The sequence below is a fragment of the Halomonas terrestris genome, from assembly GCF_049166755.1.
Lineage (GTDB): Bacteria > Pseudomonadota > Gammaproteobacteria > Pseudomonadales > Halomonadaceae > Halomonas.
The window spans coordinates 114,006-125,681 of record NZ_JBMHFZ010000012.1; the positions used below are offsets into that span (position 1 = coordinate 114,006).

At 66.1% G+C, this 11,676-nt stretch carries 10 protein-coding genes; 7 read left to right on the forward strand and 3 right to left on the reverse strand.

Going from position 1 to position 11,676, the window contains the following annotated elements:
* Positions 1-243 precede the first annotated feature (243 nt).
* The gene (gene rpoD / locus ACOMD9_RS12975) at positions 244-2,082 is read left to right on the forward strand and encodes an RNA polymerase sigma factor RpoD (RefSeq protein WP_421415535.1); all 1,839 of its coding nucleotides are present in this window, start codon (positions 244-246) and stop codon (positions 2,080-2,082) included.
* A gap of 83 nt (positions 2,083-2,165) precedes the next feature.
* Here rpoD and ACOMD9_RS12980 read toward each other — a convergent pair whose 3' ends face one another.
* Complete coding sequence (locus tag ACOMD9_RS12980; RefSeq protein ID WP_421415538.1) at positions 2,166-2,822, reverse strand: hypothetical protein; 657 nt, start codon at positions 2,820-2,822, stop codon at positions 2,166-2,168.
* A 66-nt stretch (positions 2,823-2,888) separates the two neighbouring features.
* The gene (locus ACOMD9_RS12985; RefSeq protein WP_421415539.1) at positions 2,889-3,815 is read right to left on the reverse strand and encodes a LysR substrate-binding domain-containing protein; all 927 of its coding nucleotides are present in this window, start codon (positions 3,813-3,815) and stop codon (positions 2,889-2,891) included.
* A 193-nt stretch (positions 3,816-4,008) separates the two neighbouring features.
* Here ACOMD9_RS12985 and ACOMD9_RS12990 point away from each other — a divergent pair, with 193 nt between their 5' ends.
* The 6 genes from ACOMD9_RS12990 (at position 4,009) to ACOMD9_RS13015 (ending at position 10,580) form a co-directional block, all read left to right on the forward strand.
* Positions 4,009-5,388, forward strand: coding sequence for an L-serine ammonia-lyase (locus ACOMD9_RS12990; RefSeq protein ID WP_421415542.1), 1,380 nt, complete (start codon positions 4,009-4,011; stop codon positions 5,386-5,388).
* Positions 5,389-5,692: 304 nt separating this feature from the next.
* Positions 5,693-6,466 (forward strand): ABC transporter ATP-binding protein, encoded by a 774-nt coding sequence (locus tag ACOMD9_RS12995; protein WP_421415543.1) that lies wholly within the window; start codon positions 5,693-5,695, stop codon positions 6,464-6,466.
* Positions 6,463-7,215 (forward strand): ABC transporter ATP-binding protein, encoded by a 753-nt coding sequence (locus tag ACOMD9_RS13000; protein ID WP_421415544.1) that lies wholly within the window; start codon positions 6,463-6,465, stop codon positions 7,213-7,215. The genes ACOMD9_RS12995 and ACOMD9_RS13000 overlap by 4 nt, the downstream gene beginning before the upstream one ends.
* A 200-nt stretch (positions 7,216-7,415) precedes the next feature.
* Complete coding sequence (locus tag ACOMD9_RS13005) at positions 7,416-8,636, forward strand: ABC transporter substrate-binding protein (RefSeq protein ID WP_421415546.1); 1,221 nt, start codon at positions 7,416-7,418, stop codon at positions 8,634-8,636.
* Between the two features lie 70 nt (positions 8,637-8,706).
* On the forward strand, positions 8,707-9,594 hold the full coding sequence (locus ACOMD9_RS13010; RefSeq protein WP_421415548.1) for a branched-chain amino acid ABC transporter permease: 888 nt from the start codon (positions 8,707-8,709) through the stop codon (positions 9,592-9,594).
* Between the two features lie 2 nt (positions 9,595-9,596).
* The gene (locus ACOMD9_RS13015; RefSeq protein WP_421415551.1) at positions 9,597-10,580 is read left to right on the forward strand and encodes a branched-chain amino acid ABC transporter permease; all 984 of its coding nucleotides are present in this window, start codon (positions 9,597-9,599) and stop codon (positions 10,578-10,580) included.
* 72 nt (positions 10,581-10,652) lie between these two features.
* Here the strand turns inward: ACOMD9_RS13015 and ACOMD9_RS13020 are convergent, their stop codons facing one another.
* The gene (locus ACOMD9_RS13020; RefSeq protein WP_421415553.1) at positions 10,653-11,543 is read right to left on the reverse strand and encodes a LysR family transcriptional regulator; all 891 of its coding nucleotides are present in this window, start codon (positions 11,541-11,543) and stop codon (positions 10,653-10,655) included.
* Positions 11,544-11,676 lie beyond the last annotated feature (133 nt).

An 11,676-nucleotide genomic window follows, 5' to 3' on the forward strand; every position in this document is an offset into this window, starting at 1 on the left:
ACCCGAGCCGGGGCCCTGGCTCCCGGAATTTTGGCGTCGGGGTTGAATTTTCTCCTACTATCACCATGTAGGAGACATCGTCCAGCACCGGCGTAACCTGACAACCTAACACACCTGAAAGACCGCGCAAATAGATCGAACTGGCAGAAAGGTGCTTTCTGCCGCTATACTGTTCGGCTTGTTGAGTTTTCTCCGCCTCAGTGCTTCAGGTGCTTCATTCTTCTTCGTCGAGATAGGGTTTCTATGGCTGGAAATGCGCAGCAGCAGTCACGTCTGAAGGAGTTGATCGCGCGCGGCAAGGAACAGGGTTACCTGACCTATGCCGAGGTCAACGACCACCTTCCCGAGGATATCGCCGACCCGGACCAGGTGGAAGACATCATCGGCATGATCAACGACATGGGCATCAGCGTCGTCGAGGAGGCTCCCGACGAAGATACCCTGATGATGTCCGATCATTCCACCGACGAGTCGGCCGCCGAGGAAGCCGTGGCGGCGTTGGCGGCGGTGGAAAGCGACGTGGGCCGTACCACCGACCCGGTGCGCATGTACATGCGCGAGATGGGGACGGTGGAGCTGCTGACCCGCGAGGGCGAGATCGAGATCGCCAAGCGCATCGAGGAGGGCACGCGCGAGGTGATGTCGGCGCTGGCCTACCTGCCCGGCGCCGTGGAGTCCATCCTCGAGGCCTACGATGCCACCCAGGACGAGGAGGCGCCGGGGCGGCTGTCCGATCTCTTCTCGGGGTTCATCGATCCCGACGAGGGCATCCCCGGCGTGGCGGAGGCGGAGGTCCCGGAAGAGGAGCCTGCCGCCGTCGACAGCGATGACGAGGACGACGACGGCGAGGCCGAGGAGGAGAGCAGCGGCGGGCCGGATCCCGAGGAAGCCAGGGCGCGTTTCGAGCAGATCCGCGAGCAGAACGCACGGGTGAAGGCGGCCATCGAGAAGCAGGGTCGGGCCTCCGCCGAGGCCAGGGCCGAGTTGGCGCGCCTCGCCGAGCTGTTTTCGCCGATCAAGCTGGTGCCCAAGCATTTCGAGCGGCTGGTCAATCAGGTCCGCATCAGCGTCGAGCAGGTCCGCGCCCAGGAGAAGGCCGTGATGCAGCTCTGCGTCAAGAAGGCCCGGGTGCCCCGCAAGACCTTCATCAAGGCCTTTCCCGGCAACGAGTCCCGTGCGGAGTGGCTGGATGACTTCGCCGCCGCGAATCCGAAGTATGCCGACCGCCTCGAGCCGCTGCGTGCCGACATCCAGCGTGCCCAGCGCAAGATCGCCTTCGAGGAGGAGATGGTCCAGCTGCCGGTGACCGAGATCAAGGAGGTCAATCGGAGGCTCTCCATCGGCGAGGCCAAGGCCCGTCGGGCCAAGAAGGAGATGGTCGAGGCCAACCTGCGCCTGGTGATCTCCATCGCCAAGAAGTACACCAACCGCGGCCTGCAGTTCCTGGACCTGATCCAGGAGGGCAACATCGGCCTGATGAAGGCGGTGGACAAGTTCGAATATCGCCGTGGCTACAAGTTCTCGACCTACGCCACCTGGTGGATCCGCCAGGCGATCACCCGCTCCATCGCCGACCAGGCGCGCACCATCCGCATCCCGGTGCACATGATCGAGACCATCAACAAGCTCAACCGCGTGTCGCGGCAGATGCTCCAGGAGATGGGCCGCGAACCGACCCCGGAGGAGCTCGGCGAGCGGCTCGAGATGCCCGAGGACAAGGTGCGCAAGGTGCTCAAGATCGCCAAGGAGCCGATCTCCATGGAGACGCCCATCGGTGACGACGATGACTCGCACCTGGGCGACTTCATCGAGGACGGCACCATGCTGCTGCCGGTCGACCTGGCCACCGGCGAAGGGCTGATCGAGGCGACCCGCAATGTGCTCGGGGGGCTCACCGCCCGTGAGGCCAAGGTGCTGCGCATGCGCTTCGGCATCGACATGAACACCGACCATACCCTCGAGGAGGTCGGCAAGCAGTTCGATGTCACCCGCGAGCGTATCCGCCAGATCGAGGCCAAGGCGCTGCGCAAGCTGCGCCACCCCAGTCGCTCCGAGCCGCTGCGTTCCTTCCTCGACGAATAAGCTCGTGGCGCCTCCCCGAACGACGACGCCCGCAGCCTCGGCTGCGGGCGTCGTCGTTCGGGGGGGGGCGTGCGAGGCGGCGGCTAACTCGCCCGGCGAGCCAGTTGCCAGCGGCGGGCGAGCAGGGTCAATTCGATCACCGCGATCAGGATCAGGGCATAGCCCAGCAGTTCCACCACCTCCTCGGCGGCGTCCTTGAAGGTGCGTGCATAGTGATCCTGGAGCACCGCCTCCCAGAAGGCGCTGCGTCCATAGAGCCGCGAGAAGACGTAGGTGGTCAGCACCCCGGCGGCGAACAGGCCGAAGGAGAAGCTGTTGGCGTAGGCCGCGAACTCCTCGATGAAGCGTCGTCTCTCGCGGATCACCCGGAAGAGGATCGGCACGATCACCAGGGTCACCAGCACCTTCCAGGTGTGGTCGGCCACCCAGAGGTCCAGCCAGTAGTCCTGCTCGCGGATCAGCGAGCTGAAGACGAAGGCGAACATCAGCAGGGTGAGGGTGGGCAGTACCCTCTGTACCTGGCGGGTATAGAGCAGTAGCGCCGAGGCGGCGAGGAGCAACGCGCTCTGGGCCAGCTCGGTGAAGCCGCGCTCCGAGAAGCGTACCTCGTGAAAGTGGAGCGCCTCGTAGTAGGTGCCCTGTGCCAGGCCGGCGACGAGCAGGACATAGAGGATGGCGCGCAGGCAGGTGGCGGCGAAGCTGATCGGCCAGGGTTGGCCAGGAGGCGAGTCTTGGGGCATCGGGGGGCCGTGGTGATGATGACATGCAATCTCGTATGCCATTGTATCGCCATCCCTGCCGGCTGCCTACGACCGGCCAGGGGGCCGGTTGGCTTCCTCGACGATCCAGTCGTGGACCGCCAGGACTCGCCGGTCGTCCAGGGCTCCCTGGGCATGGACGATGCCGTAATGCATGCCGGTGGCCACCCGTTGGGGAAAGGGCGCGATCAGGGCGCCGCTGCCGAGCTCGCCGCTGATCAGGGTCTGGCGGGCGATGGCCACGCCCATGCCGGCGGTGGCCGCCTCCATGGTCAGCTGGTTGCGGTTGAAGGTGTAGCCGCGGCGCACGTTGACATGGGACGCCTCGATGGCCTGGAGGTAGTGCTCCCACTCGGCATAGTCGTGGCTGCCGCGCCAGGCGGTGATGTCGTGCAGCAGGGGGTACCAGGCCAGGTCCTCGGGCCGGCGCAGTGCCGGGCGGCCGCTCAGCAGGGCCGGGGAGCAGACCGGAAAGATCTGCTCCTCCATCAGGGGCGTGATGGAGAAGCCGGGGTAGTGGCCGTCGTTGAGATCGATGGCCAGGTCGAAGTCGCCGTCACGCAGCGAGATGTTGCTGTCCTCGGCGGTCACGTGCAGTTCGATGTCCGGAAAGCGAGCCTGTAGTCGCGGCAGGCGCGGCATCAGCCACCTGGCGAGGAAGGAGGGCACCGAGCGCAGGCGAATGATGCCGCTCATCACCCCGGAGCGCAGGCGCTTCACCTCGACACCCACCGCCTGGTAGGCCTGGTCCACCACCGCCGCCAGGCGCATCCCCTCCTCGGTGAGTTCCAGCCGGCGCGGACGCCGCCGGAACAGCTTGAAGCCCAGGCGCTCCTCCAGCTGCTTGATCTGCTGGCTCACCGCGCCGGTGGTCACATGCAGCTCCTCGGCAGCCCGGGTGAAGGAGAGGTGGCGGGCGCTGATCGCGAAGACCTTCAGCCAGGCGTGGGTCTGGGCATTGAGATGACGGCTCATGGTTCAGCCCTGCTAAATTCAAGACAAGTTATTATCGATTGTGCCGGTTCGTGAGGACGATGAGAATAGCGCCAATGCCTCGTCGAGGCACCCGTTCGTGCATGATGTCGTGGTGACATGATTTAGCCAGGCTCATGCATTGTGGCAGGATTGTCTTGATGGCGACCGCCGATGTCGCCCTGGAGCAAGCGAGATGTCCATCAGTGTGTTCGACCTGTTCAAGATCGGCGTGGGCCCGTCCAGCTCCCACACCGTGGGGCCCATGCGGGCCGCCCACGACTTCGTCGAGGCGCTGCGTGCCCAGGCGTTGCTGGAACGGGTGGCGCGTATCGAAGTGCAGCTCTTCGGCTCGCTCTCGGCCACCGGCATCGGCCACGGTACCGACCGCGCGGTGATCATGGGGTTGATGGGCGAGCGCCCCGATCGCATCGACCCGTCGATCATCGCTCCCTGCATCGAGGAGCTGCTGGAAGCCGGAAGCCTGCAACTGGACGGCCGGCTGGCGATTCCCTTCAACTGGTCCCGGGACATGCAGCTGCACGACGAGAGCCTGCCGCACCACCCCAATGCCATGCGCCTGATCGCCCATGGTCACAGTGACGAGTTGCATCGCAACACCTACTACTCGGTGGGGGGCGGCTTCGTGGTCGACGAGGTCCAGGCCCGCTCCGGCGAGCTGGACAGCGATTCGACTCCCCTGCCCTTCGATTTCAACTCCGCCGCCGAGCTGATGGCGCTGTGCCGCATGCACGACCTGCGCATCAGCGAACTGATGCTGGAGAACGAGAAGGCGTGGCGCAGCGAGGCCGAGATTCGTGGCGGGCTGTGGGAAATCTGGCAGGCCATGCAGGCCTGCGTGGAGACCGGCCTGCACAACGAGGGGATTCTGCCCGGTGGGCTCAACGTGCGTCGCCGTGCCGCCGCGCTGCATCGCCGCCTGCAGGCCACCGAGGGCGACGGCAGCCTGATCGCCTCGACCTTCTCCGCCATGGACTGGGTCAATGTCTTCGCCCTGGCGGTCAACGAGGAGAACGCCGCCGGCGGGCGCATGGTCACGGCGCCCACCAACGGCGCGGCGGGCATCATCCCGGCGGTGCTGCACTATTACATGAAGTTCCAGCCCGGCGCGGATGAGCGCGACGTGGTCGACTTCCTGCTGGCCGCCGGCGCCGTGGGCATCCTGTGCAAGAAGAACGCCTCGATCTCCGGCGCCGAGGTGGGCTGCCAGGGCGAGGTGGGGTCGGCCTGTGCCATGGCCGCGGCAGGGCTCGCCGAGGTGATGGGCGGCAGCGTGGCCCAGGTCGAGAATGCCGCCGAGATCGGCCTGGAGCACAACCTGGGCCTGACCTGCGACCCGGTGGGTGGACTGGTGCAGGTGCCCTGCATCGAGCGCAACGCCATCGCCTCGGTGAAGGCGATCAACGCCGCCCAGATGGCACTGCGTGGTGACGGCGACCACTTCATCTCGCTGGACAAGGTGATCCGCACCATGCGCGATACCGGTGCCGACATGCAGGAGAAGTACAAGGAGACGTCCCGCGGCGGTCTTGCGGTCAATGCCATCGAGTGCTGAGGCGCTGCCCCTCCCCGACGCCTCGCCGCACCGGTGATGCGTTCCTCATGCGCGATGCCCTGCCTGGGCATCGCGCTTTTGTTTGCAAGCTATTCATATCGCTTGTCTCTACGCCATTGGTCGAGTTCGTCCATTCAACGGTTGCCGAGCGGTTTCGACTGCTCTAGCTTACGTTAACGTAAAGGTTAGAGAGTTCTCCGGAGCGGGCCAGTCCATCTGTCGAGCCACTCCGATGCCGACACGGCCACAACAACGACAACGGAATCAACGGCGGATCGCCCAGGCGGTCCAGAGAGGACGAGACATGACCCAGGAGTTCATGCTGGAAACCCGCGGGTTGACCAAGGAGTTTCGCGGCTTCACCGCCGTGGACGACGTCAACCTGCAGGTCCGGGAAGGGCATATCCACGCCCTGATCGGCCCCAACGGGGCCGGCAAGACCACGGTCTTCAACCTGCTCACCAAGTTCCTGCCGCCGACCCGTGGCGAGATCCTCTACCGCGGCAAGCCGATCACCGGCATGAAGGCCAACGGGATCGCCCGCCTGGGGCTGGTGCGCTCCTTCCAGATCTCGGCGGTATTCGCCCACATGACCGCCATGGAGAACGTGCGCGTGGCCCTGCAGCGGCCCATGGGCACCTCCTTCCACTTCTGGAAGTCCGAACGCACCCTCGACCACCTCAACGACCGCGCCATCGAGCTGCTCGACGAGGTTGGCCTGCGCGAGTACGCCGATGTACTCACCGTGGAGATGCCCTATGGCCGCAAGCGGGCGCTGGAGGTGGCCACCACCCTGGCCATGGATCCGACCCTGATGCTGCTCGACGAGCCGACCCAGGGCATGGGCGCCGAGGACGTCGACCGCATCGTTGAGCTGATTCGCCGCGTGGCCAAGGGGCGCACCGTGCTGATGGTGGAGCACAATCTCAGCGTGGTCAGCCGGCTATGCGACCGCATCACCGTGCTGGCGCGCGGTGCCGTGCTGGCCGAAGGCGACTACCAGAGCGTCTCCGCCGACCCGCGGGTCAAGGAGGCCTACATGGGCAGCGAAGCCGAGGAAGAGGAGGCCAGCGCATGAACCAGGTCGTCGAGCAACCGACTGTCGCCGAGTACCGGGATCATGACGGTGCCGAGATGCTGCGGGTCCGTGACCTGCACGCCTTCTACGGCGAGTCGCACATCCTCCACGGCGTCGACTTCGACGTGAAGCGCGGCGAGCTGGTCACCCTGCTGGGACGCAACGGCGCCGGTCGCAGCACCACCCTGAAATCGATCATGAACATGGTCGGCCGGCGCACCGGTTCGATCGTGATCAACGGCACCGAGACCCTCGAGATGAAGGCGCACCGGATCCCGCGGCTGGGGGTCGGTTACTGCCCGGAAGAGCGCGGCATCTTCGCCAGCCTCGACGTCGAGGAGAACCTGCTGCTGCCACCCACGGTGCGCTCCGGCGGCATGTCGATCGACGAGATCTACGAGATGTTTCCCAACCTCTACGAGCGGCGGCGCAGCCAGGGCACGCGGCTCTCCGGGGGCGAGCAGCAGATGCTGGCCATGGCACGCATCCTGCGCACCGGGGCGCGCATGCTGCTGCTCGACGAGATCACCGAGGGACTGGCCCCGGTCATCGTCCAGGCGCTGGGCGAGGTGCTGGTCAAGCTCAAGGAGCGCGGCATGACCATCGTGCTGGTGGAGCAGAACTTCCGCTTCGCCGCGCCGCTGGCCGACCGCCACTACGTGATGGAACACGGACGTATCATCGAGGAGATCTCGGCCGCCGAACTGCCCTCCCGGCGCGAGCACCTTCACTCCCTGTTGGGTGTTTGAGCCGTGGGGGCCCGCTCCTCCCGGTTGCCAATCAGGGGCCTCCTGCCACGGCAGAAGGCAGCGCTGACCCAAGCCGTGCCGCTCTGGCGGCATACCCAGGAAGCATCATTGCAACTTTCGTAACCACCACCACAACCGCGGCGCCCGAGCTCGGCGACCGCCACAACAACAAGCAGCCCTGCGGGGCCATGGAGACGAAAATGACCTTCATCAAGAAGACCCTCGCCAGCAGCATTGCCATTGCCGCCACCGCCACCATGGCGGCCACCGCCCAGGCCGAGATCAGCGACGGCGAGGTCCGCATCGGCTACCTGGCCGACATGTCCGGCACCTATCGCGACCTGGCCGGTCCGGGCGGCCTCGAGGCGCTGCGCATGGCCGTGGAGGACGTAGGCGGCAGCATCAACGGCGCGCCGATCGAGATCTTCAGCGCCGACGACCGCAACAGCGCCGACGTGGGGGCCAACACCGTGCGCGAGTGGTTCGATACCCGCAACGTCGACCTGGTCGCCGGCATGGTGGCCTCCTCGGTGACCATCGCCGCGACCCGGGTGATCGAGGAGAACAATGGCCTGGGCATCGTCTCCGGCTCCGCCGCCTCCAGCATCACCAACGAGCACTGCACCCCGAACCACATCCACTGGGTCTATGACACCTACCCGCTGGCCAACGGCACCGCCAAGGCGATCGTCGACCAGGGCGGCGACACCTGGTTCATGCTCACCGCCGACTACGCCTTCGGCCACGCCCTGGAAGGCGACGTGACCCGGGTGGTCGAGGATAACGGCGGCGAAGTGGTGGGCGGCGTGCGCCACCCGTTCCCGACCGACGACTTCTCCTCCTACATCCTCCAGGCCCAGGGCTCGGGCGCCAAGATCATCGGCCTGGCCAATGCCGGTGCCGATACCGTCAACGCCATCAACACCGCCAGCCAGTTCGGCGTGGTCCAGGCAGGGCAGCAGCTCGCCGGCCTGCTGGTGTTCCTCAACGACGTCTACGCCATGGGCCTGGAGACCACCCAGGGCCTGCTGCTGACCACCGGCTGGTACTGGAACATGGACGACGAGGCCCGCGAGTGGGCCGAGCGCTACTACGAGCGCGTCGGGCGCATGCCGACCATGGTCCAGGCCGGTATCTACTCCAGCACCAAGCACTACCTGGATACCGTGGCCGAGCTGGGCACCGACGACCCGACAGCGGTGCGTGCGGCCCTGGGCGAGAAGCCGATCAATGACTTCTTCTCCCGCAACGGTCGCGTCCGCGAGGACGGCCGCATGGTCCACGACATGTTCCTGGCCGAGGTGAAGTCGCCGGAGGCCTCCGAGCACGAGTGGGACCTCTACGAGATCCTCGCCACCATTCCCGCCGAAGAGGCCTATCGTCCGCTCTCCGAGAGCCAGTGCAAGCTGGTCCAGAACTGAGCGATGCAAGACTCGGCGACGATGGCCGCGGCCATCGTCGCCAGCCCTCTGACGGCGAGGAGAACCTAACATGACGATGATATTCGGGGTGCCGTTGGCGGTGTTTCTTGGCCAGCTGTTGCTGGGCCTGATCAATGGCGCCTTCTATGCCCTGCTCAGCCTGGGGCTGGCGGTGATCTTCGGCCTGCTGAAGATCGTCAACTTCGCCCACGGCGCCATGTACATGCTGGGGGCCTTCGCCACCCTGCTGGGGATGCGCTACCTGGGCATCAACTACTGGGCGGCGCTGCTGCTCGCCCCGCTAGTGGTCGGCCTGTTCGGCATGCTGATCGAGCGGGGGCTGCTGCGCCGCATCGCCCACCTGGACCACCTCTACGGCCTGCTGCTGACCTTCGGCCTGGCACTGATCTTCGAGGGGACCCTGGTCAACCTCTTCGGCGTCTCCGGGGCCCGCTATCCGACCCCCGAGGCACTGCAAGGCGGTTTCCAGCTGGGCTTCATGTTCCTGCCCACCTACCGCGCCTGGGTGCTGGCGGCGGCCCTGGTGGTCTGCCTGGGGACCTGGTTCATCATCGAACGCACGCGTCTCGGTGCCTACCTGCGGGCCGGGACCGAGAACCCGGCACTGATGCAGGCCTTCGGCGTCAACGTGCCGCTGCTGATCACCCTGACCTACGGCTTCGGGGTGGCCCTGGCGGCCTTCGCCGGGGTGCTGGCCGCGCCGCTCTACCCGGTGTCGCCGACCATGGGCTCCAACCTGCTGATCGTGGTCTTCGCCGTGGTGGTGATCGGCGGCATGGGCTCGATCCTCGGCGCCGTGCTCACCGGCCTCGGCATGGGCCTGATCGAGGGCCTGACCAAGGTGTACTACCCCGAGGCAGCCAACACCGTGATCTTCCTGGTGATGATCCTGGTGCTGCTGCTGCGACCCGCCGGCCTGTTCGGCAAGGAGGCATGACCATGGCCACGACCCAGACACTGACGCCCTCCATGGAACGCCAGCGTCGCGCCGACATCCGCCGCAATGTCCTCTACCTGGTGCTGATCGCCATCGGCCTGGTGGCGCCCTTCGTCGCCTACCCGGTGTTCCTGATGAAGGTGCTGTGCTTCGCGCTGTTCGCCTGTGCCTTCAACCTCCTGCTCGGCTATGCCGGCCTGCTCTCCTTCGGGCACGCCGCCTTCCTGGCCACCGGCGGCTATGTCTCCGGCTACCTGCTGTCGAGCCATCCGGCACTGACGCCGGAGATGGGCATCATCGCCGGCACCCTGGTCGCCGTGGCGCTGGGGGCGGTGTTCGGCGCCCTGTCGATCCGCCGCCAGGGCATCTACTTCGCCATGGTGACCCTGGCCCTGGCCCAGCTGGTCTTCTTCGTCTACGTCCAGTCGCCCTTCACCGGCGGCGAGGACGGCCTGCACGGCGTGCCGCGGGGCGAGCTGTTCGGGTTCATCAGCCTGCGCAATAACCTGGCGATGTACTACTTCGTGTTTGCCATCTTCCTGATCGGCTTCGCGATCATCCAGCGCACCGTGCACTCACCCTTCGGCCAGGTGCTCAAGGCGATTCGCGAGAACGAGCCGCGCGCCGTGTCGCTGGGCTACAACGCCGATGCCTACAAGCTGGTGGCCTTCATCATCTCCGCGGGCCTGGCCGGCCTGGCGGGCGCCACCAAGACGGTGGTGTTCCAGCTCGCCTCGCTGACCGATGCCCACTGGCACATGTCCGGCGAGGTGATCCTGATGACCCTGCTGGGCGGGGTGGGCACCCTGTTCGGCCCGGTGGTGGGCGCGGGCCTGGTGGTGAGCCTGCAGCACATGCTGGCGCAGTCGCCCCTGGGCAACTGGGTCGGTCCCATCCTGGGCCTGATCTTCGTGCTCTGCGTGCTGAGCTTCCGCAGCGGGATCGTCGGCGAGATCCTCAAGTCCTACCGCAAGAACTTCAAGTGAGGCCGGCAAGGCCGTCAGGGCGCCCCTCGGGGCGCCTTCTTTTCAGTGCTGTCTCTCCGGCATCCTCGCCGATCAGCGCGGTGGCGGCAGCTTCTCGCCGATATGCTCGATCAGGTAGTCGATGAACTGGCGCACCTTGGGGGAACGGTGGCGGTGGCGGGGATAGACCGCCCACACGGCGGTATCGCTGTGGCGATAGGTATCGAGCACCGACACCAGGTCGCCGTTCTCCAGGTGCTCATCGACGTAGTAGTCGGGCAACTGGGCGAGCCCGAGTCCCTTGAGGGCGGCATCCAGCAGGGCCGGTCCGGAGTTGGCCTCCCAGGCACCCTCCACCCGGACTTCCCGGCGCACGCCGTCGACGTCGAAGCGCCAGTGGTCCCGGGAACCCACCAGGCAGCGGTGATGGGTCAGCTCGGTGAGCGAGTGGGGCTGCGAGATCCGGGTGAAGTAGTCGGGGGAGCCCACCACGTATTCGCGCCGCTCGCAGATCCGCCGGGCGATCAGCGTCGAGTCCTTGAGCGTGCCCATGCGGATGGCGATGTCGTAGCCCTCGTCGATGATGTCCACCTGGCGGTTGGTGAAGTGCATGCGCACCTCGAGCTGGGGATGCAGGCAGAGGAAATCATTGATCAGTGGCGCGATGAAGCGCTCGCCGAAGGTAGTGGCCGAGGTCAGCTTGAGCACCCCGCGCGGCCGTGCCTGGAGGTCGTTGATGGCGGCCTCGGCCTCGCGGAAGCCATCGAACAGGTGGTGGCAGTGCTCATAGTAGAGGGCGCCGGCATCGGTCAGGCGGATCTGGCGGGTGGTTCGGTAGAGCAGGGTGGTGCCCAGCTGGTTCTCCAGCTGACTGACCAGCCGGCTGACATGGGAGTTGGAGACCTTCAGGTGGCTTGCCGCTGCGGCGAAGGTCCCCAGCCGCACCACCTCCACGAAGGCTTCGATTCGATCCCAGCGCTGCATCGGTACTCCAGGGGGCGAGTGGATTATTGCCTGCTGGCAATAATGTAGTGTAGTTGCTGCAGTTTATCTCATGCCGGGCGATTACCTAGACTGAGGGCTGTCCCCAACACGCATGCCATCTCAGGAGAGTCAC

What these genes read in the sequence shown, in the direction of transcription:
- rpoD (WP_421415535.1), top strand. Translation starts at nt 244, where the DNA reads ATGGCTGGAAATGCGCAGCAGCAGTCACGTCTGAAGGAGTTGATCGCG.
- ACOMD9_RS12980 (WP_421415538.1), bottom strand. Translation starts at nt 2,822, where the DNA reads ATGCCCCAAGACTCGCCTCCTGGCCAACCCTGGCCGATCAGCTTCGCC.
- ACOMD9_RS12985 (WP_421415539.1), bottom strand. Translation starts at nt 3,815, where the DNA reads ATGAGCCGTCATCTCAATGCCCAGACCCACGCCTGGCTGAAGGTCTTC.
- ACOMD9_RS12990 (WP_421415542.1), top strand. Translation starts at nt 4,009, where the DNA reads ATGTCCATCAGTGTGTTCGACCTGTTCAAGATCGGCGTGGGCCCGTCC.
- ACOMD9_RS12995 (WP_421415543.1), top strand. Translation starts at nt 5,693, where the DNA reads ATGACCCAGGAGTTCATGCTGGAAACCCGCGGGTTGACCAAGGAGTTT.
- ACOMD9_RS13000 (WP_421415544.1), top strand. Translation starts at nt 6,463, where the DNA reads ATGAACCAGGTCGTCGAGCAACCGACTGTCGCCGAGTACCGGGATCAT.
- ACOMD9_RS13005 (WP_421415546.1), top strand. Translation starts at nt 7,416, where the DNA reads ATGACCTTCATCAAGAAGACCCTCGCCAGCAGCATTGCCATTGCCGCC.
- ACOMD9_RS13010 (WP_421415548.1), top strand. Translation starts at nt 8,707, where the DNA reads ATGACGATGATATTCGGGGTGCCGTTGGCGGTGTTTCTTGGCCAGCTG.
- ACOMD9_RS13015 (WP_421415551.1), top strand. Translation starts at nt 9,597, where the DNA reads ATGGCCACGACCCAGACACTGACGCCCTCCATGGAACGCCAGCGTCGC.
- ACOMD9_RS13020 (WP_421415553.1), bottom strand. Translation starts at nt 11,543, where the DNA reads ATGCAGCGCTGGGATCGAATCGAAGCCTTCGTGGAGGTGGTGCGGCTG.